Source organism: Enterococcus haemoperoxidus ATCC BAA-382, from assembly GCF_000407165.1.
GTDB classification, from domain to species: Bacteria; Bacillota; Bacilli; order Lactobacillales; family Enterococcaceae; genus Enterococcus_L; species Enterococcus_L haemoperoxidus.
Genome location: NZ_KE136479.1, coordinates 1,207,120 through 1,227,738, shown reverse-complemented (window position 1 = coordinate 1,227,738; position 20,619 = coordinate 1,207,120). Strand labels below are relative to the sequence as shown.

The 20,619-nt window shown below is 37.5% G+C and carries 21 protein-coding genes and 1 pseudogene; 2 read left to right on the top strand and 20 right to left on the bottom strand.

Annotated elements, in window-relative coordinates; genetic code table 11:
* Nucleotides 1–138: 138 nt before the first annotated feature.
* From pyrE to I583_RS16445, 15 genes and pseudogenes are all read right to left on the bottom strand, one after another.
* Nucleotides 139–774, bottom strand: coding sequence for an orotate phosphoribosyltransferase (gene pyrE / locus I583_RS05740; RefSeq protein WP_010761459.1), 636 nt, complete (start codon nt 772–774; stop codon nt 139–141).
* Nucleotides 771–1,490: an orotidine-5'-phosphate decarboxylase gene (gene pyrF, locus I583_RS05735; RefSeq protein WP_010761460.1), complete on the bottom strand. Its 720-nt coding sequence runs from the start codon at nt 1,488–1,490 to the stop codon at nt 771–773. The genes pyrE and pyrF overlap by 4 nt, the downstream gene beginning before the upstream one ends.
* Nucleotides 1,487–2,416: a dihydroorotate dehydrogenase gene (locus I583_RS05730; RefSeq protein WP_010761461.1), complete on the bottom strand. Its 930-nt coding sequence runs from the start codon at nt 2,414–2,416 to the stop codon at nt 1,487–1,489. Before I583_RS05730 ends, pyrF begins: the two co-directional genes overlap by 4 nt.
* Complete coding sequence (locus tag I583_RS05725) at nt 2,413–3,195, bottom strand: dihydroorotate dehydrogenase electron transfer subunit (RefSeq protein ID WP_010761462.1); 783 nt, start codon at nt 3,193–3,195, stop codon at nt 2,413–2,415. The genes I583_RS05730 and I583_RS05725 overlap by 4 nt, the downstream gene beginning before the upstream one ends.
* A gap of 92 nt (nt 3,196–3,287) precedes the next feature.
* Complete coding sequence (carB, locus tag I583_RS05720; RefSeq protein ID WP_010761463.1) at nt 3,288–6,467, bottom strand: carbamoyl-phosphate synthase large subunit; 3,180 nt, start codon at nt 6,465–6,467, stop codon at nt 3,288–3,290.
* Nucleotides 6,467–7,546 (bottom strand): carbamoyl phosphate synthase small subunit, encoded by a 1,080-nt coding sequence (locus I583_RS05715; RefSeq protein ID WP_010761464.1) that lies wholly within the window; start codon nt 7,544–7,546, stop codon nt 6,467–6,469. The genes carB and I583_RS05715 overlap by 1 nt, the downstream gene beginning before the upstream one ends.
* Before the next feature lie 2 nt (nt 7,547–7,548).
* Complete coding sequence (locus I583_RS05710) at nt 7,549–8,832, bottom strand: dihydroorotase (protein ID WP_010761465.1); 1,284 nt, start codon at nt 8,830–8,832, stop codon at nt 7,549–7,551.
* Nucleotides 8,833–8,841: 9 nt separating this feature from the next.
* Nucleotides 8,842–9,768, bottom strand: coding sequence for an aspartate carbamoyltransferase catalytic subunit (locus I583_RS05705; protein ID WP_010761466.1), 927 nt, complete (start codon nt 9,766–9,768; stop codon nt 8,842–8,844).
* 156 nt (nt 9,769–9,924) lie between these two features.
* Nucleotides 9,925–11,208, bottom strand: a complete 1,284-nt coding sequence (locus tag I583_RS05700) for a solute carrier family 23 protein (RefSeq protein ID WP_010761467.1) — start codon at nt 11,206–11,208, stop codon at nt 9,925–9,927.
* Nucleotides 11,209–11,240: 32 nt separating this feature from the next.
* A complete protein-coding gene (pyrR, locus tag I583_RS05695; RefSeq protein ID WP_010761468.1) occupies nt 11,241–11,798 on the bottom strand; it encodes a bifunctional pyr operon transcriptional regulator/uracil phosphoribosyltransferase PyrR in 558 nt (185 codons plus the stop codon).
* Between the two features lie 416 nt (nt 11,799–12,214).
* Nucleotides 12,215–13,120 carry an RluA family pseudouridine synthase gene (locus I583_RS05690; RefSeq protein ID WP_010761469.1) on the bottom strand — a complete coding sequence of 302 codons (906 nt, stop codon included), beginning with the start codon at nt 13,118–13,120 and terminating at the stop codon, nt 12,215–12,217.
* Entirely contained in the window at nt 13,107–13,583 is a 477-nt protein-coding gene (gene lspA, locus I583_RS05685) for a signal peptidase II (RefSeq protein ID WP_010761470.1), read from the bottom strand. The genes I583_RS05690 and lspA overlap by 14 nt, the downstream gene beginning before the upstream one ends.
* A 6-nt stretch (nt 13,584–13,589) precedes the next feature.
* The gene (locus I583_RS05680) at nt 13,590–14,291 is read right to left on the bottom strand and encodes a CBS domain-containing protein (protein ID WP_010761471.1); all 702 of its coding nucleotides are present in this window, start codon (nt 14,289–14,291) and stop codon (nt 13,590–13,592) included.
* Nucleotides 14,291–14,674: a hypothetical protein gene (locus tag I583_RS05675; RefSeq protein WP_010761472.1), complete on the bottom strand. Its 384-nt coding sequence runs from the start codon at nt 14,672–14,674 to the stop codon at nt 14,291–14,293. The genes I583_RS05680 and I583_RS05675 overlap by 1 nt, the downstream gene beginning before the upstream one ends.
* Nucleotides 14,675–14,830: 156 nt before the next feature.
* Nucleotides 14,831–15,741, bottom strand: a pseudogene (locus I583_RS16445) (formate--tetrahydrofolate ligase).
* A gap of 182 nt (nt 15,742–15,923) precedes the next feature.
* On the opposite strand from I583_RS16445, the gene I583_RS05660 reads away from it, so the two are divergent.
* Entirely contained in the window at nt 15,924–16,124 is a 201-nt protein-coding gene (locus tag I583_RS05660) for a cold-shock protein (protein WP_010761475.1), read from the top strand.
* Between the two features lie 82 nt (nt 16,125–16,206).
* On the opposite strand, the gene I583_RS05655 is transcribed toward I583_RS05660, so the two are convergent.
* On the bottom strand, nt 16,207–16,650 hold the full coding sequence (locus I583_RS05655) for an EbsA family protein (protein ID WP_010761476.1): 444 nt from the start codon (nt 16,648–16,650) through the stop codon (nt 16,207–16,209).
* 83 nt (nt 16,651–16,733) lie between these two features.
* On the opposite strand from I583_RS05655, the gene I583_RS05650 reads away from it, so the two are divergent.
* Nucleotides 16,734–17,129, top strand: a complete 396-nt coding sequence (locus tag I583_RS05650) for a ribonuclease HI family protein (protein ID WP_010761477.1) — start codon at nt 16,734–16,736, stop codon at nt 17,127–17,129.
* Nucleotides 17,130–17,158: 29 nt separating this feature from the next.
* Here the strand turns inward: I583_RS05650 and ybaK are convergent, their stop codons facing one another.
* The 4 genes from ybaK to I583_RS05630 all read right to left on the bottom strand — a co-directional run bounded on the left by ybaK (nt 17,159) and on the right by I583_RS05630 (nt 20,614).
* Nucleotides 17,159–17,611, bottom strand: a complete 453-nt coding sequence (ybaK, locus tag I583_RS05645) for a Cys-tRNA(Pro) deacylase (RefSeq protein WP_051094825.1) — start codon at nt 17,609–17,611, stop codon at nt 17,159–17,161.
* Nucleotides 17,612–17,746: 135 nt separating this feature from the next.
* On the bottom strand, nt 17,747–18,502 hold the full coding sequence (gene aroD / locus I583_RS05640; protein WP_010761479.1) for a type I 3-dehydroquinate dehydratase: 756 nt from the start codon (nt 18,500–18,502) through the stop codon (nt 17,747–17,749).
* Nucleotides 18,503–18,516: 14 nt separating this feature from the next.
* The gene (locus tag I583_RS05635) at nt 18,517–19,719 is read right to left on the bottom strand and encodes an MFS transporter (protein ID WP_010761480.1); all 1,203 of its coding nucleotides are present in this window, start codon (nt 19,717–19,719) and stop codon (nt 18,517–18,519) included.
* Nucleotides 19,720–19,735: 16 nt separating this feature from the next.
* Complete coding sequence (locus I583_RS05630; protein ID WP_010761481.1) at nt 19,736–20,614, bottom strand: shikimate dehydrogenase; 879 nt, start codon at nt 20,612–20,614, stop codon at nt 19,736–19,738.
* Nucleotides 20,615–20,619 lie beyond the last annotated feature (5 nt).

The following is a 20,619-nucleotide window of genomic DNA, read 5'->3' as shown; positions in this document are numbered from 1 at the left end:
TATCAATATCAGTCAATTTTCAAAAGCGATTTTGCTCTTTTTATAATGAAAGTATACCACAGCTTAAGAAATCCATCGATTAAGAAAAAAGTATAACTTTTGAATATATAATCAAAAATCATACTTTTATCGTCTAAATTATTTAGTTAACCAATTTTCTGGATCTTGTTTCCACTCTTTTAATAAAGCAACATCTTTTTCTTCAATATAATTAGATTCTAAAGCCGCATCAATCAATGTTGAATAATTTGTTAATGTCAATAAATTCATTTTGTGTGCTGCAAATTTTTCTTTGCCTTTTGGTAGTTCATAAGTAAAGATCGCTGCAACACCTAAAATGTCTGCGCCTTCACGTTCTGCCGCAGCTGCAGCTTCTAAGACACTTCCACCTGTTGAAATCAAATCTTCAATTACAACCATTTTTTGTCCTTTAAAGATCCGTCCTTCGATTTGATTGCCTTTGCCATGCTCTTTCGCTTTACTGCGAATATAAACCATAGGCAAATCTAAAATATCTGCTACCCAAGCAGCATGGGGAATCCCAGCGGTTGCTGTTCCAGCAATAACTTCCACATCTGGATAGCTTTGTTTGATTTTTTCTGCTAAGCCTTTAGCAATCTCCTTACGAACAACTGGATAACTCATAGTGATTCGATTATCACAATAAATCGGACTTTTGATTCCACTTGCCCATGTAAAAGGTTCGTTTGGGCTTAGAAATACCGCTTCAATTTCTAATAAATCTTTGGCAATCCTTTTAGCTAGTTCTGTCATTTTATTTCTCCATTCCACTCATTTTTGATTGATTGATACGCTTCATAAGGGTCTTCAGCTTGTGTGATTGGTCGACCTACTACAATATAAGTTGAACCGATTTTTCTTGCATCGGTTGGTGTCACTACTCGTTTTTGATCTCCAACCTCACTACCGCTTGGACGTATTCCTGGTGTTAAGCAAACAAATTTCTCACTTGTCGCTTGATGAATGTCTTGCGCTTCTAATGCGGAACAAACTACTCCATCCAATCCGGCCTTTTCCGTACATTTTGCATAATGGAGCACACTCTCTTTTAAAGGGACTTCAATCAATTGATCTTGCTGCATTTCTTTTTCGCTTGTTGAAGTAAGTTGTGTCACAGCAATCAAAATAGGCACTTTTGCGCCCTCTTCCGTTCCTTTTTTCAGTCCATTTTTAGCTGCTTCCATCATCTTGACACCGCCAGCAGCATGAACATTCGTGATATCCACACCAAGCTTCGCTAAGCCAATCATTGATTTTTCAACGGTATTTGGAATATCATGTAATTTTAGATCAAGAAAAACAGAATGACCCAACCCTTTCAGCCAACGGACGATTTCAGGTCCTTCTTGATAAAATAACTCCATTCCTACTTTGACAAATAATGATTCTTCCTTAGGAAAATTAGCTAAAAATGCTTCTACTTCCATTTTTATAGAGAAATCTAACGCGATGATCGGTCGTTGACTCATAGATTTTTCGCCTCTCTAACTTCTTTGATTAATTGCTCTAATGACTCGATTCCAAGTTCTGCCATCTTGCTAGGCAACGCATCGATCAGTTTGGGACATATATATGGATCAGTAAAATTAGCAGTTCCAACAGCTACTGCACTTGCTCCAGCCATAAACATTTCTAAGACATCGTCCACCGTTTGTACACCACCCATACCGATGATCGGCAAGTTGGAAATCTGAGAAACTTGATGGATTAAACGAATTGCAACGGGCTTGATAGCAGGACCTGATAATCCTCCTGTTTGATTGGCCAAAACCGGACGACGGGTCTTTAAATCAATCCGCATCCCTAAAAGTGTATTGATCATTGAAAAACCATCCGCACCTCCAGCTTCAATTGCTTGTGCAACTGGCACAATATCTGTCACGTTTGGAGAAAGCTTTACATAAATCGGGACTTTCGATACTTTTTTCACAGCTTGTGTTAATTGAAAGGCAACATCTGGGTCCGTTCCAAAGGCAATACCGCCATGTTTTACATTTGGACATGAAATATTTAATTCGATTGCTTTAACATTTGGTGCGTCCCCAATTTTACTGCAGACTTCCACATAATCATCTTCACAAGCTCCGGCAACGTTCGCAATAATCGGTACATCATACGCTTCTAATGCAGGGAGTTTTGTATTCATGACCACATCCAAACCTGGATTTTGTAACCCGATTGCATTTAGCATACCACTTGGTGTTTCTGCCACTCTTGGTGTTGCATTGCCAAAACGTGCTTGTGGTGTCGTAGCTTTGATCATGATCGAACCAAGTTTTCCCAGATCGTAATACTTAGCATATTCTTCACCAAATCCAAAACAACCACTAGCAGGAATAATGGGATTTTTTAATTCTAAACCAGGAATACTAATTGCTAACGAATTTTTCATCATAAAACCACCTCGCTGGCTCTAAAGATTGGCCCTTCATCACAAACTTTGACACTTTTTGTTCCAGTTTCATCATCAGGCACATGGCAAACACAGGCATAACAAGCACCCATCCCACAAGCCATTCGTTGTTCTAGTGAAAGAAAAACATTCGGATTGTCAGAAAATACTTGGGCGATCATTTTTAACATTCCATTAGCACCGCAAGCATATACTGCATCAGGTTGCTCTTTTTGAACAGCATCCAACAAAAGGTTGCCGACATTTCCTTCAACGCCAAAAGAACCATCGTCCGTTGCAAAACGCGTGTCACCTAAAGCAATAAATTCATCTTGAAAATAAGCGACTTCTTTAGAAGCATAGCCAAGAAAATGAACGACTTCGATCCCTCTTTGCTTCAGTTGCTTGGACAGTTCGTACATTGGTGGAATACCTATCCCACCACCAATCACATATGCTTTTTGGCCTGCAGTCAAACACTCGACATCAAAACCATTTCCCAAAGGCCCCATAACATCTAAAGTGTCACCAGTTGTGAGTTCAGCAAAAACTTTGGTCCCGTCACCTTCTGTTCGATAAATAATCGTACAGGTCTTTGCTTCTTTATCTATTTGATTGATACTGATTGGTCTTCTTAAAAGCATATCTACCCTTGGAACTTTTATATGGATAAACTGCCCAGGTTTTTCCATTTCGTTGACTAAATCACCTGTCAACGTCATTTGGAAAATCCTAGGTGCTAATTGTTGCTGAGAGATGATTGTCATTATTTCCTGTTTCATTTATTCCGCTCCTTTACAACATGAGGTTGAGAAAAAACGCTGAACTCTTTTATTTACAAAGGGTCCGTTTTTTTCTCACCTTTTATTTAGATTTAGATAGACTCAGTTGAAAATGCCCGTGATTCTAGGACTTTCAGGATTGCCTCAGCTGTGTCTAATGATGTAAACAATGGAACTCCATGTTCTACTGCTTCACGGCGGATCAAAAATCCATCTTGATTTAGATCCGAACGATTTTTATCCATCGTATTCACAACAACTTGCGCTTCACCACTACGGATTAAATCTAGAACTGTTTCCCCGCCTTGATTTATTTTAAGAACGGTTTTCACTGATAACCCATTATCTGCAAGAAAATCTGCGGTGCCTTTTGTTGCAATTAAGCTATAACCGATTTCATTGAAGCGTTTTGCTAATGCCAGTGCTTCTTCCTTCGTTTCATCAGCTATAGTGAACAAGACAGCACCAAAACTTGGTAAGTGTAGTCCAGAAGCTTCAAAAGCTTTGTATAGTGCCTTTTCTAAACTATAGTCAGAACCCATTACTTCACCAGTTGATTTCATCTCAGGTCCTAAGTAGGTGTCTACTTTTTGGAGTTTGGTGAATGAGAATACCGGCGCCTTGATGTGTACTTGCTTACTTTCATGATATAAACCATCTTGATACCCTAAATCGGTAAGTTTCTCTCCAAGAATTGCTTTTGTCGCTACCTGAGCCATTGGAATTCCTGTGATTTTACTTAAAAATGGCACTGTTCGACTTGCTCGAGGATTGACTTCAATCACATAAACTTTCTCCTCGTGGATTACAAATTGAATGTTCATCATACCAACGCAATTAAGCCCGATTGCTAGTTTTCTAGTATAATCAGCTATTGTTTGTTGAATCTCTTTTGATAAAGTTTGCGGTGGATAAACAGCCATTGAATCTCCAGAATGAACTCCCGCACGTTCGATATGTTCCATGATGCCTGGGATTAAAACGGTCTGACCATCACAAATGGCATCAACTTCACATTCTTTTCCTAGTAAGTAGCTATCCACTAATACTGGATGTTCAGGTGAAGCTTTTACAGCATTACGCATATAATCTTCCAAATCCTTTTGATTCTCTACAATTTCCATTGCCCGTCCACCAAGGACATAACTAGGACGAACTAAGACAGGATAACCAATTTTATTGGCAACAGCCACCGCTTCTTCAGCACTTGTTGCAGTATCTCCAGGAGGTTGAGGAATGTCCAATGCTTGTAATGCTTGCTCAAATAAGTCGCGATTTTCGGCTCTATCCAAGTCTTCAATCGATGTTCCTAAAATCTTGACACCCTGTTTTACTAAAGGTTCAGCTAAGTTGATTGCTGTTTGACCGCCAAACTGAACAATAACACCTGTCGGTTGCTCTAATTCGATCACGTTCATAACATCTTCTAGTGTTAACGGTTCAAAATAAAGTTTATCTGAAATCGAGAAGTCGGTTGAGACAGTTTCTGGATTACTATTCATAATAATTGCTTCAAAACCAGCTTCTTGAATCGCTTTTACAGAGTGAACAGTTGCATAATCAAACTCCACTCCTTGTCCGATTCTGATTGGTCCTGAACCTAGAACTAGTACAGAAGGTTTCTCGGAGCGAATACTTTCGTTTTCATATTCATAAGTACTGTAAAAATACGGTGTTTGAGATTCGAATTCTGCCGCACAAGTATCGACCATTTTATAGACAGGAAGAATTTTTTGTTCGTGACGATAATCTGCAACAGCTTGCTCATTCAATTGCCATAGTTCAGCAATTTTTCTGTCAGTAAACCCATTTTGTTTGGCTTCTTTTAGAATCTCAACATCTTTGATATTTTCTGTTAATGCTGTTTCCAACTCGAAAATGTGAAGTAGTTTATCTAAGAAGAATAAATCGATTTTGGTAAGCATCGCTAAATCTTCGATTGTGAAACCTCGACGAATTGCTTCTGATAGATAAAACAACCGATCATCTTGCGCTTTCACGATTTTTTCAGTTAATAACTCATCGCTGACATCTTTTATTTCTTTTAGCTCGTTATGATATGCCCCGATTTCAAGTGATCGGACTGCCTTTAACAATGACTCTTCAATGTTACGGCCAATTGCCATGACCTCACCAGTCGCTTTCATTTGAGTCCCTAAACGGCGTTCGCCTTTTTCAAACTTATCGAAAGGCCAGCGTGGGATTTTTGCTACGACATAATCTAAAGCTGGCTCAAATTCTGCATATGTTGTTTCAGTGACTGGATTTTTCATTTCATCTAATGTTAGACCCACAGCAATTTTTGCTGCTAATTTAGCGATTGGATAACCCGTTGCTTTACTCGCTAATGCGGATGAGCGTGAAACACGTGGATTCACTTCAATAACGTAATAGTTGAAACTGTGAGGATCTAAAGCTAATTGAACATTACAGCCACCCTCTATTTTTAAAGCTCGGATAATTTTCAAAGATGCATCACGGAGCATTTGATATTCATGATCAGATAATGTTTGACTCGGTGCAAAAACGATTGAATCCCCTGTATGGATTCCCACAGGGTCGAAGTTTTCCATGTTACACACAACGATTGCGTTATCAGCTGAATCACGCATCACTTCATATTCGATTTCTTTAAAGCCAGCAATACTTTTTTCAATCAAACATTGGGTTACAGGAGATAATTTCAGACCATTTTCAGCGATGATCCTTAGTTCTTCTTCATTATCACACATCCCACCACCAGTACCGCCTAAGGTAAATGCAGGACGCACGATAATTGGATAACCAATCGTATTCGCAAACGCTACCGCTTGTGCCACTGTATTAACAATTTCACTTTCAGGAATCGGCTGATCTAAGTCTTCCATTAACTGCTTAAACAAATCGCGGTCTTCTGCTTGATCGATCGCATTTAATTTTGTTCCTAGTAATTCTACATTAAGTTCATCTAAAATACCTGAAGCAGCTAATTCCATCGCCATATTCAGTCCTGTTTGACCTCCCAGCGTTGGCAATAATGCATCTGGACGTTCTTTTCGTAAAATACGTGAAACAAATTCCAAAGTAATCGGTTCAATGTAAACCTGATCCGCAATTTCTTTATCTGTCATGATTGTTGCTGGGTTTGAATTGACCAAAACAACTTCATATCCTTCTTCTCTTAAAGCAAGACATGCCTGCGTACCCGCATAATCAAATTCCGCCGCTTGGCCAATGATGATTGGACCTGAACCGATAACCATGATTTTTTTAATGTCTGTTCTTTTTGGCATTAGTCTTGCTCCTTCCATGCATCCATTAATTCCATAAACTCATCAAACAAATGAAGGCCGTCGTGTGGTCCTGGTGCTGCATCAGGATGATACTGCACCGTAAAAGCTGGATGTTGACGATGTCTAACGCCTTCAACAGAACCATCATTTACTTCAACATGGGTAACCAACAATTTTTCAGGATCGACGGTTGTTTCATCCACTGCATATCCATGATTTTGCGAAGTGAAATCGATTCTTCCTGTTGCAATTTCTCTGACAGGATGATTTAATCCCCGATGACCAAATTTCATTTTGTAAGTGTCAGCTCCATTTGCTAAAGCAAATAGTTGATGCCCTAGACAAATTCCAAAAATCGGCACTTTCCCTTGAATTGCTTGAATCATTTCGATTGCTTCTGGCACATCTTTAGGATCTCCTGGTCCATTCGTTAGCATGACACCATCTGGAGAAAGTTCTAAAATCGTTTCAGCAGGCGTATTATAAGGTAAAACTGTCAAATTACAATGACGTTTTGATAACTCACGTAATATGCTATGTTTCAATCCAAAATCAACTACCACAACATTACGGCCGATACCTGGACTTGGATATGGTTTCGTTGTGGACACCTGAGCCACTTGATTTTTAGGTAAAACTGTTGCTTTGAGCTGATCAAATTCATGGGTCAAATCATCGTCTGCATCAACAAAAGCGGCTTTCATTGTTCCGACTGAACGAAGTTTTCTTGTTAGCGCACGTGTATCAATTCCTGAAATTCCAGGAATCCCTTTTCTTTTCAAAAATTCATCTAATGTCATTTGTGCACGCCAATTTGAAGCAAGTCTGGCATGTTCTTTGACGACTACACCTTTACAAGTTGGGGAGATTGATTCATAATCATCGCGATTGACACCATAATTACCAACCATTGGATAAGTAAATGTAATAATTTGACCATTGAAACTTTGGTCAGTGATTGCTTCTTGATAGCCTGTCATGCTTGTTGTAAAGACGACCTCTCCAACAACATTAACATCTGCACCAAACGCTTTTCCTTCAAAAACGGTTCCGTCTTCTAGTATCAATAGTCGCTTCAAATTTATGCCTCCTCTTTAGACCATGCTGATTGTCCATCAACAAATGTCATTAGTGTATTCCCTTTGACTTTCCAACCAACAAATGGAGTATTGACGCCTAATGATTCAAAATCTTTATCATCAATTTCCTCTTCAGACAGCAAGTCGAAAACGGCGATATCCGCAGGACTTCCGATTGTAAGTGTACCAGCATCTAAACCAAAAATCTCTGCTGGTTTTGTTGCCATCCAATTGATTACTTGTTCTAAAGTGAATTTCCCAGTTACAACAAAATGGGTATAAATCAGTTGAAAAGCTGTTTCACTTCCGACAATTCCAAATGGTGCTTTTAAGAAGGTCTGATTTTTTTCTTCTAGTCCATGGGGTGCGTGGTCAGTAGCAATACAATCAATCGTACCATCAAGTAAACCTTCGATTAACGCATCACGATCAGATGTTGCTCTAAGTGGTGGATTCATTTTCCAAAAACCATTATCTTCTGGAATATCTTCATCAATCAAAATCAAGTGGTGAGGAGCTACTTCCGCTGTAACATGAATTCCAGCTCGTTTAGCATCCCGTATCACACGAACACTTTCTTTTGTTGAAACGTGACAGACATGATAATGCACACCTGTTTCACCTGCTAAAACAACATCTCGAGCGATTTGTGAGGCTTCTGTAGAACTTAAAATTCCTGGTAAACCTAATTTTTTCGAAATCTCTCCTTCATGCATGACTCCGCCAAAGAGAAGTGATTCATCTTCTGTATGAGCTACGATCGCCATGTCGATCGCTGCTGCTTCTTTCATTGCAAGATACATTGTACCTGCAGTTTGTACGCCTACCCCGTCATTTGTAAACGCGAAAGCGCCAACTGCTTTTAACGCTTTTTGATCGGTTAATGTTTCACTGCGTAATTCTTCTGTGATTGGTGCATATTGCAACACTTTTACCACAGCGTTTTCTTCAATAATGTCATAAACTTCTTTTAATTTTTCTGCAGTATCTGGTACAGGGTTTAAGTTAGGCATAGCGCAAACGGTTGTGTATCCGCCTCTTGCAGCTGATTTACTGCCTGTTTCGATTGTTTCTTTATAAGTAAACCCAGGTTCTCTTAGGTGAACATGAACATCAACTAACCCTGGAGTGATCAGTTGACCTTTTGCATCGTATACTTTTTCAAATTCAGATTCATCAAAGGTTTCACCAATTGCTCTGATTTTTCCATCTTCTATCCAAATTTCTGCTGGTATCAATTGATTGTCTTTTTTTATGATTCTTCCATTTTTGATAAGTGTTTTCATTTTGTTCACCTATGCCTTTCCATGTAATACTGCTTCTAAGATTGCCATTCTCATATAAACGCCATTGCTCATCTGCTGAATAATTCTGGATTGAATCCCTTCAACTAAAGAATCCGCTAATTCAACATCCCGATTGACAGGAGCTGGATGCATAATGACTGCATGTTTTTGTAGTCGTTTCGCTCGTTCAACAGTTAAACCGTATTGTTGATGATACTCTTCTTTTGAAAACAGTTCTGATCCATCATGACGTTCATGTTGCACTCTAAGCAGCATCATCACATCTACTGTCTCTACTACTTCCTCTAAAGGCATATAGTGCCCATATGCTTCAAATTGCTTGTCGTACCATTCTTCTGGTCCTGAGAAAAAGATTGTGGCACCAAGTCGTTTCAGCATTTGCATGTTTGATTTTGCGACTCTAGAGTGTGTGATATCACCAACGATTGCAATTTTTAATCCTTCAAAGTGCTTAAATTCTTCATATATTGTCATCAAATCTAATAAACATTGCGTAGGATGCTGACCACTACCGTCTCCACCGTTAATGATGGAACATTGAATTGTTTTGCTTTGAATCAATTCGTCATAATAGTTTTCTTCTCCATGACGAATGACTGCCACATCCACTCCGATTGCTGACATTGTCAGCACTGTATCATAAAGCGTCTCACCTTTTTTTACCGAGCTCATACTTTCTTCAAACTCGATTACTTCAATCCCTAATTTTTTTTCAGCAACATCAAAGCTCTTGTGGGTTCGTGTGCTGTTCTCAAAAAACAGATTTGTCGCAAAGTATTGTTTTTTCTCGGGTTGCCAGGTCGCTCCTTGTTTAAACTCTTGCGCACGGTGGATCAAGCCCATAACTTCTTGATCACTTAATGCTTCTACGGTTAACAGATGTTTCAAACTGATACGTTCAGATGTTATGATCATTCGTTTTCCTCCTTATTTTAAAAGCTGAAAGAGTTCGATCAGCCTTGACAGGAAAATACGTTTGTGACGCTTTTTGTCACAGCATATTTTATCTTTTTCCCGAAAGGCTAGCTCTTGAAGCTAGATAACGATAGTAACAACGTTCCACTTCGCTAGTTAGACTTTTTCTTCACTACGTGCTGTTTCAGGTAAAATCAAGTTTAGGATAATTCCTAAAACTGTGGCTAATGCCATCGATGATAACTCGAAGGTATCTAATTTAAAGACTAAGCCGCCGATACCGATAACTAAGATCACTGATGCAATCAGTAAATTCTTTTTCTTGTCAAAGTTGATTTGATTATCTATCAAGATTTTCAACCCGCTGGCTGCGATGACTCCGAATAAGACGAAGCTGATACCTGAAATAACTGGACCAGGGATACTTAAAATGATTGCACTTAATTTCCCTACAAAACCAAGTCCAACAGCGAAGACCGCTGCCCCTGCAATAACGAACACACTGTGTACTCGTGTAATTGCTAGAACACCGATATTTTCACCGTAACTTGTAACAGGCGGTCCACCAACCAACCCTGCTACAATCTGTGCAGCACCGTCACCCATTAATGTTTTTGATAACCCAGGCTCTTGGAAGAAATTGCGTTTGGTTAGTTTATTTAAAACCATTAAGTGTCCGATATGCTCTGTCATCGTGACAAATGCTATTGGGGCCATTGTTGTGATTGCATTTAAATATAGTTTAGGTTGATATTGAACAAAAGGTATTTCAAAGTTTGGCATAGCAAACCAAGCTGCATTTTTGATTGGTTCAATGTCTACGATACCGAATACTAATGCAACGAGATACCCACTGACGATTCCTAGTAAAATTGGAATCAAGCCTAAAAATCCTTTGAAAAACATGTTATAAAAGATTGTTAATCCCAGTGTGATCAAAGCAACCGCAATGAATTTAAAATCATACTCTCCGTTATTGAACATGGCGTTATTTGCAGCATTAGAAGCAAGCCCTAATCCAATGACCATTACAACGGGACCTACTACGATCGGTGGTAGAATTTTATCTAACCAAGCTGAGCCGATTTTACTTATAATGATGGAAACGATTAGATAAACTAATCCTGTTGTTATAGCACCTTGAGCGATTGCTGGATAGCCATCACTTTTCATTAGCATCTGCATTGCCGCGATAAAGGCAAAACTACTTCCTAGATAAGCTGGAATTTTCCCTTTTGTTACGAATAAATAGACGATTGTGCCAAGTCCCGAACTAACTAAAGCGATTCCTGGATCGATTCCTACTAAAATTGGCACTAATACTGTTGCACCAAACATTGTGAATAAATGCTGTAAGCTTAAGCCAACCCAATGTACTGTCTTCGGTCTATCGTGAATATCTAAAACTGCTTCATCATTACGAAATTTCTTTTCTGTCATCTCAACCTACCCTATCTTTGCTATTGTATTTTTTACTCTTCTGTGCTTGCGATCAAAATCCGATCTGCTCCGTCTTTTTCTTCTACTTCAACAATGATTTCTTCTGCCATTGAAGTCGGGATATTTTTACCAACATAATCCGCTCTAATCGGAAGCTCTCTGTGCCCTCTATCCACTAAGACAGCTAATGAAATTTTTCTAGGTCGACCAAGATCCATTACTGCATCCATTGCAGCTCGTATCGTCCGTCCTGTAAAAAGTACATCATCAATCAAAATCACTTCTTTTCCTTCTAATGAAACAGGAATATCAGACGAGTGAAGTTCTGGTTCTTCTAATGAACGTTCTTTCATTGATTGACCATCCATATCATCCCGATATAGGGTAATGTCCAACTCACCTACCGGAACTTCAATGTGTTCTAATTGTTTTAAACGTTCTGCAATTCTTTGAGCAATGTAGATTCCACGGGTTTTTATTCCAACCAATACAATATCTTGGATTCCTTTGTTTCTCTCAATGATTTCATAAGTAATTCTTGTTAGTGCACGTTTCATAGTTACTGCATCGACAACTTCTTTTTTTTGCATTTTTTTCTCCTCCTGAAAATGTAGTTTTCACAATTGCCTTATGAGCTATTTGTTTCAGTGTAAAGGCATCACACTTGCTCTATTTCATGTGATGTTAGTGTTTGCTTTTCCTAATTTTAAGTAGTTGATTTCACTAGAGTGATAACTTCGCTCGAAAAATACTGTTCATCACCTGCTTTGCAAAACGGTCGCTGTGATTCTCACCAATTCGTGGCAAAGAAAAATCCTCCTACCCGTGTTCGGATAGGAGGATTGAATTTATCTATACAAAGATACCATTCAGTTCATACAGATTTTTTCTAAGCGCACCTAGATATTGTTCTGCATGTTTCCTTCTTAGCCTCACGGGACTACTCTTAAAGGATTACTTATTAAATTTTCTTTCTAAAACAGTGTACCTTTTCTTTTAAAATAAATCAATCATTATTTCTTAATTGGTCTAAAGTTTTTTCGAAAAGATCTGGTAAAGGCGCTTCAAAGACCATCATTTGGCCGGTTGTTGGGTGTTTAAAACCTAGTATTTCGGCGTGTAAAAATTGTCCTTTGCCTTTTAACGTCTTTCTTGGTCCATATAACGGGTCGCCTGCGACTGGATAACCGATATATTTCATGTGGACACGGATTTGATGCGTGCGTCCTGTTTCTAATTGAAGTTGAAGTAAGGTATAACCTTCAAAGCGCTCCAACACTTCAAAATGTGTCACTGCTGGTTTTCCACCTTCGATGACTGCTTGCATTTTCCGATCATTTTTTGAACGGCCAATTGGCGCATTAATTTCACCTTTATCATGCGATATTTCACCATGGACTAAGGCAACGTATTTTCTAAGTGAGGTTTTATCTTTTAATTGTTCAGCTAAAGCAATGTGAGCTTTATCATTTTTAGCAACCATTAATAAACCTGAGGTATCTTTATCGATACGATGGACGATGCCGGGACGTATGATGCCGTTGATTGAAGATAAGTCCTTTATATGATATAACAAGGCATTTACTAGTGTTCCATGCTGATGTCCAGCAGATGGATGAACGACCATTCCTTGAGGTTTATTAACGACTAATACATCGTCATCTTCATAAACAATTTCGATTGGAATGTCTTCTGCTAAAACATCAAGTTCTTCTGGCTCAGGCACATTAATATTAATTTCGTCATTTTCTTTTACTTTATAATTTGGACGGGTAATTTCACCATTGACCGTTATATTTTGATCTTTTAACCACTGTTGAATTTGTGAACGGGAATGATCTTTTAATAAATCACTTAAAACTTTGTCGATCCGTCCTTTTTCTTGTTTTATTTTTACATTAATTTGGTCCATTTTTTCCATCCTTCGCTGCTTTTTCGTCTAAAATCAAATAAATAAAAATACATATCACGCCAATTACTAGCGCAGAGTCAGCAACATTGAATATAGGAAAGCTAATAAATTCTGTTTGGAACATATCAACAACAAAACCTAGACGAATGCGGTCGATAAAATTTCCGACTGCTCCGGCTAAGACTAAACTCAAACCGACTGTAAACCACTTGCTTCCATTAATATTTTTAACTAAAATATACAAAACCACGGCTACCACAATCACCGTGACGATATAAAAGAACCACATTTTTCCTTCTAGAAGACTCCATGCAGCTCCCGTATTCCGAAGGTACGTAAATGATAACACTCCTGGAATAAATTCTTTGGTTTCGCCCAGTGGGATATTGGCAACCGTTAAATATTTGACCCACTGATCTAAACCAACTAGGACTGCACTGATAATTAAATAAACTGCTAACAACGGCTTTCATTCCTTCTCTAAATTATTATATAAATCTCTTGGACGAATAATGCCAAGCAAACTACCATTTGGATTGCCATCTTTTGTGATCAAAATTGCTTCTAATTTGACTTGGGTCACAAACATCTCTTCAACTTGAAACACTGTCGTATCTTTACTAACAAATTGGTAGTTACTGCCTTTGTAATTACTTACCAAAAGTTCTGAGGCTTTTCTTCCTTCTAACTGAATGTCTCCTTTAGAACTTTCGACTGCCAACCAAATTCCTAACCCTCTGACAGTGATTAACCCTTTAAATATCCCATCATCATAGATTGGAAATTGTGAGTATTGCTTACGAGCCACAATCGCTAAAATTTCTTTGATAGAAATGTTCACATCAAATCCTGTGACCTTTTTTGAGAAACGAGGTAGAACGGTTTCAGGACTGATCAACGATTTTTCGATTTCCAACAGGCGGTTAACTGCCCACTCATTTGGTTCAGCTATCACAAAATCGGTTGAAATCTGTTCATGAACAATCGCATTTCTTAGTTGGGCCATTTGGAGTAAATCATCTTGAAAAAGTGGTATTTGGCTGTCTTTTTTTCTAGATAATCTTCGAACCATTTCACTGAATCCCATATTAGTTGGATTATTTAATTGTTCACGAAACCACTTTTCAATACGATTAAAACTACTTAGAAATTCTTCAGCTCTTTCACCCATCACATTTTCTCCTTGATTACATATGCTTTATTTAACATTGAAAATACAAAAATAAAATAGAGAACAAATAATAGTAAAATTCCTATTATATTCAAATGTAACAACGGAATCAAAAACATTCCAATGAAGAGTATAACATAAATCAAGATCAATGTTGGGTTCATTGTTATCTCTAAATCAACAATTCGTCCTTGATCGCTTACCGCAAAAGGTGCACTCTTCAAAAAGAAAAACTTAGCCTGTATTGTACATTCTGTTTCATCTATTTCGACTTGTTTTATTTCATTATGGCTTAAGTAAAACCACTTTTTATCATTTTTTCTGATCTCGATTGGACTACCCATTCCATAAAATCCGGTATTTCTAGTACAACGAATATTCATGCTGATTCCTCCTCGAGCTTTAGTCTAAAGTATATAACAAAAATAGTCAGACTGGAAGAAAGAAGTTGATTTGGGTAGAAATAAATTTCTTTCTACTAAAAAAATAAAAGCCTTTAAGAAATAGGCTTTTGTTTTACTATTATCAATTATTACAGATTAAAATAATCCAATTGCCTGTCCCTCTTTATCAACATCCATATTTAATGCAGCAGTTTTTTCGGCAAGCCTGGCATCGTCATGACATCCCCCGTTAAAGCTACAATAAATCCTGCACCAATTTTAAAAACTAGATCACGAATCGTTATTGTACAGCCTTCTGGATGACCTGAATTTTGAGGATCATCAGACAAGGAATATTGCGTTTTTGCCATACTTACTGGCAAACGATCCCAACCGTATTTTTCAAAAGTAGCAAGTTGGTTTTGTGCTTTTTTAGAAAACACTACATCACTACCGCCATAGATTTTCGTTACGATTGCGTGAATTTTATCTTCTAGATTCATCCCCATTTGATAAATCGTTTTAAAATCAGCTGTCTCTTCTTCAATAACTTGTGCAACCCTTTTTGCTAAAGCCACACAACCTTATGTCCCTTTTTCCCAAACACTCGTCAATTCAACTGGTACTTGGATTGTTTCACATAATTTCCGTAAAGTAGCAATCTCTTTTACATTATCGTTAACTCCAGTGAAATGCAAGTTGATATCTTCCATCGGCAATACTTGAACATATCCTCCACCAGTCGCTCCACCTTTGATGCCCATAACAGGTCCCAATAAAGGTTCGCGTAAAGAAATAATGGTCTTCTTTCCAATATGATTCAACGCATCTCCTAAGTCAATCGTAACTGTTGATTTACCTTCTCCCGCTGGAGTTGGATTAATCGAGGTGACTAAAATCAATTTACCTTCTTCATATTCTGATACACGTTGCATCGTCGAAAAATCAATTTTTGCTTTGTATTTACCAAATAATTCTAGATCTTCTTGAGTTAGACCAATTGATTCTGCTACTTTATTAACAGGTAATAAGTCAACATTTCGATAAATTTCTATATCTGTTTTTATCATACAAGCTCTTTCCCAAACTATTTTAACCAAATATCATTTTTCGTTAAGTTTTAACTCGTTATAACGTTTAATTCAGTACTTTTCCATTATAAAAATAACTTTTTTACAAAAGATTGACGGGTTGCTTTTTTCACTTTATAATGATGCTAGACTTTAGAAAATAAAGGAGCGTGATTTGAATGGAAAAAGGGTTCGTCAAGTGGTTCGATAATAGAAAAGGTTACGGATTTATTGGTTACAATGAGGACGAAGAAATCTTTGTTCATTTCACAGCAATCGAAGAAGATGGCTTTAAATCATTGGAAGAAAATCAAGCTGTAGAATTTGAAGTAATGGAAGGTACACGTGGCTTACAAGCTGCTCATGTAAAAAAATTATAGAAAAAGCTATTTGCTTGTCATTTATGAATAATTAAAAAGAAGAGCTAAGCAAAACCTCTAGGGTTTTGTTTAGCTCTTCTTTTTAATAATGTTTGCCAATAGTCAATTCAGGGTCATCAATAACAGTTGCTGTAAAGAAGCTGTTCTGCTTGATTGACTCCAAAAATGCTGTTTTATTTTTCTTGGTCATAATAAACATTTGTGTGTTTTCTTTAAATTCAGACGATTTTATTTCAATACATTTTGGCCCGACTCGAATCATTTCGATTGAAGGTAACGTTATTTTTTTACGTCTCATTGGTAATAATGCATGGACGATCAAAAATTCATCTTCAATCATAAAATAACGGTTGCATCCCAGAAAAGCAAAGAAAAAGAAAAGACCTAACACAATATTACTAATCAAATAAGGACGAGTATGTTCTAATGTTAAAATCAAACTCAAAAATAAAATGCCAAATGTACAGGACCAATAAATTATCGCTGTTGATAATTCTGGTTGCCAATGATAGACTCTTTTCTTCATGTAGCGACCCCTTAATAAAAATTCAGTATGTTATAATAGTACCACACTTCAACTTTTAACAAAAAGAAAATAAGGAGACTTTTATGTTACGAATATATGTCGATGCTGCAACAAAAGGAAATCCTGGCCCAAGTGGTGGCGGTATTGTAATTGTAGGTGATGCACTTCATGAACAAATCCACGTGCCTCTTGGAGAGTGTTCCAATCACGAGGCTGAATTTAAAGTTTTTATTAAAGCGTTGAAATTTGTTATTGAAAAAAAACTAAACGATCAAACCGTACTGATCCACTCCGACAGTAAAATCGTGGTTCAAACAATTGAAAAACATCATGCCAAAAACCCTTTGTTCCAACCTTATTTGCATACATATCAGCAATTAGAAAGTCATTTTCCTTTATTGTTAGTAAAATGGCTTCCTGAAAGCCAAAATAAAGGTGCAGATACATTAGCTAAACAAGCATTGCAAAAATATCAGTAGAAAATGAGCCTAACGCGATCATTTCAATTTCACATGGTTAAATTGGCTATGCTGCCATTTGTTACTTGAAGAATAGACAGAGGAGATAATTCAATCTGCATCCCTCTTTTACCTGCCGAAATAATGATCGCATCAAAGGAATTTGCTTCTTCAGCAATGTACGTTGGAAACTGTTTTTTCATTCCGATTGGAGAGCAGCCACCTCTAATATAGCCAGTCGTTTCTTCTAAATCTTTCAGATGAAGCATATCAACTTTTTTATTACCACTTACACTTGCTAATTTTTTTAGATCCAATTCTTTATTACCTGGAATAACGGCGACAACAGGACCAGTTTTATTGCCTATAGTTACTAACGTCTTAAAGATTTTTCCATCCTCGATCCCTAATTTTACAGCAACACTATCTGCACTTAAATGGTCTTCACTCCACTCAAATTCATATTCTTTATATGTGATTTTATGTTGTTCAACAATTCGCATTGCATTTGTTTTTTGTGTTTTCTTTTTCTTAGCCAATTTATTCACCTCATGATTAAGTTTATCAAAGAAATCAACGGATGCAAGAAAAATAGACTAGTTAGAAACAAGACAACTCATTTCTAACTAGTCTATTGATTATAAAGCTAACGTTTTAAGAACGTCTCGTAGTTCACCAACTGGAACTTGACCTGGTGCAGAAGCTTTTTTAGCGGCACCAAAAGTCATGGCTGAACCAAAAACTTCTCCGCACATCCGGCTGACCATTCCTAGTTGCCCCATAGACATCGTAACGATTGGTCGATTTGCATGCATCGTCTTCATCTCATTTGTAGCTGACAAAAGTGTCAATACATCATCGGAAGATTGCGGCATTACAGCAATTTTACAGATATCAGCATTTTTTTCCTGCATACGGCATAATCTTGAAACAATTTCTTCTTTGTTGGGTGTTTTATCAAAATCATGGTTACACATCACAATTTTGATGTCTTTTTCATGTGCTGCTTGAATGGTTTGTTGAACAAGAGCATCATCCATAAACAATTCAACATCCAATAAATCAATTGTACCATTTTCGATGACTGTTTTGTACAAACCAAAGTATTGTTCATCTGAAAACGCAATTTCGCCGCCTTCTTGTTTCGTACGAAACGTGAACAGAACTGGTTTATCGTTTAAGATTTCTGCAATCTTTTTTGACATTTCAGCAGCTGCTTGAAAATCGGCTACTTGATCAAAAAAATCAACACGCCATTCCACTAGATCACAATCGATCGTTACTAAATGGTTGGCTTCTTCGATTAATTCTGTTTCATTTTTACCTACTAAAGGAACAATAATTTTAGGGCTCCCACTTCCGAGAGTTACGTTTTTAACTGTGACTGTATTCATTTTTTGTATCCTCCCTATTTAGATGTATCGATCGTTTGACGATAGCGAATAAAAATAATAACCGCTAAAACAAAACCGATTCCCGCAATGATCGTATCGAATAACATGATACCACGTACATTCGTTTTGGCGATTTGAGCGGCTGCTACTGGAATAACAAATGAAGCAATACTTCCAAACGTATAATAGATTCCTGTGATTGTCCCTTTACCTGCTGGGAACATTTCACCCATCACTGTCAGTCCTAATTGTAACACGCCACCAGCGGCAAAGAAACCGACTAGAGCTGCGCCAATCATACAAACAAGCGGAGTTGGGAATAACCACATAATAGCGATCGTCAAAAATGAAACAAATGTATAAATAACAACTAGATACACTGAACGAACTTTAGAAGCCATAATTGCTGTAAATGCTACACATAGTAAAGAACCAATCGAATAATAAGAAACTAAGACACCTGCATCAGTTTGAGCCATGCCGGCAACTTGTTCACCATAGGTTCCGATAAATTGACTGATTAAATAAAACGTTGCTTGCGCGATAAAACCGTAGATAACAAAAGCAACCCCTTCGATCGCCATCTTAGGTTTTGATTTAAATTTCACTGTAGGTGCTTGTTCTACTACCTCTTCAGTTTCTTCAGCAAGTTTAGCATCTGCATCAGGAAACGGTTGCTTCCACAAATAAATCGCATTGATCCCCAGTAAAATTGCGGCAATCATAAATGACCAACCAAACCATAAGTGATTTGAAGCTAAGAATTTAATGATTAATGGAAGAGCAAATTGTCCTCCTTGAATAAAGGCTTTTAACAAAACTGTGGCTGTTCCAGCTGTTTTAGGAAATGATTCCATTAATGCAGGATAGGTTCCAGAATCTAGGAATGAATTTGAAATCCCGGCAACTACTGCGAAAAACATGGCTAACTCAACACTTGGACTATACAATATTCCAAAGAAATAAGCGGCATAGGTAACCATTCCTAAATAAATAAATGGCTTACGTCCAAACTTATCAGATAGGCGCCCTGAGATCATGATGGCAATCAAACGACCAATCCCTAACATCGAAATAACTTTAGCAATCCCCATCAAATCCGTATCCCATTGTGTCATCAACGAATTTTGGTTTTGTGAAATAATAATAACGCCCATCCCATGGACAATGTAGTTGATATATAGACCTATGGCGGTCGGTGTGTATTTATTTTTCATCATTTTCTCCTAACTGTTAGTCCTTAAATAGTAGTTCTTTAATATAGTCAACAGGCATATCTTCCCCAGTGAAATGCTTGAATGCTTCTGCCCCTTGATAAAGCATCATACCCAAACCGTTAATCGTTTTTTTTGCACCATGTTCACGAGCAAATTTTAATAATTTTGTTTCTTTTGGCATATAAACTACATCAAAGACAACTAAGTCTGGACGGATAACTTCCGGATCATTGATCAAGCTTTCTTCTTGTAGTGGTTTCATCCCCACACCTGTTGCATCAATATAAATGCTACTTTCACTGATTGACTCTTTAAATGCTGCTTGATCTGATAAATCAGTCAATGTTGCTTTACATTCTGTGTTCTCATTGATTTTTTTCACTGTTTCTTCAGCATTTTTGTAGTGTTGGTCATTGATATTGAAAATACGTAATTCTTTGGCCCCGTCTAATGCTGCTTGAATCGCAATTGCCGTTCCCGCACCACCAGCACCAGTCATCGTGATGATTTGATTTTTAACTTCTACGTCCTCTTCTTTTAACGCACGCATTGCGCCAGTACCATCCGTTACATGCCCAACTAAATGACCTTTCCCATCTTTATTCGTTACAGTATTAACCGCACCGACTAATTTTGCAGCTGGTGAAAGTTCGTCTAAATAAGGAATAATTGCTTGCTTATTCGGCATTGAAACATTTGAACCACGAATCCCTAATGCTCGAATTCCTTGAACTGCGTCTTTCAATTCTTCATTGCCAACTTCAAAAGCCATATAAGCATAATCTAAACCTAATTTAGCAAAAGCCTCATTATGCATGGTTGGTGACAGGCTATGGCGAATCGGTGTCGCAATCAAACTGATTAATAATGTGTGTCCGTCAATTCTTTCTGTCATGTTAA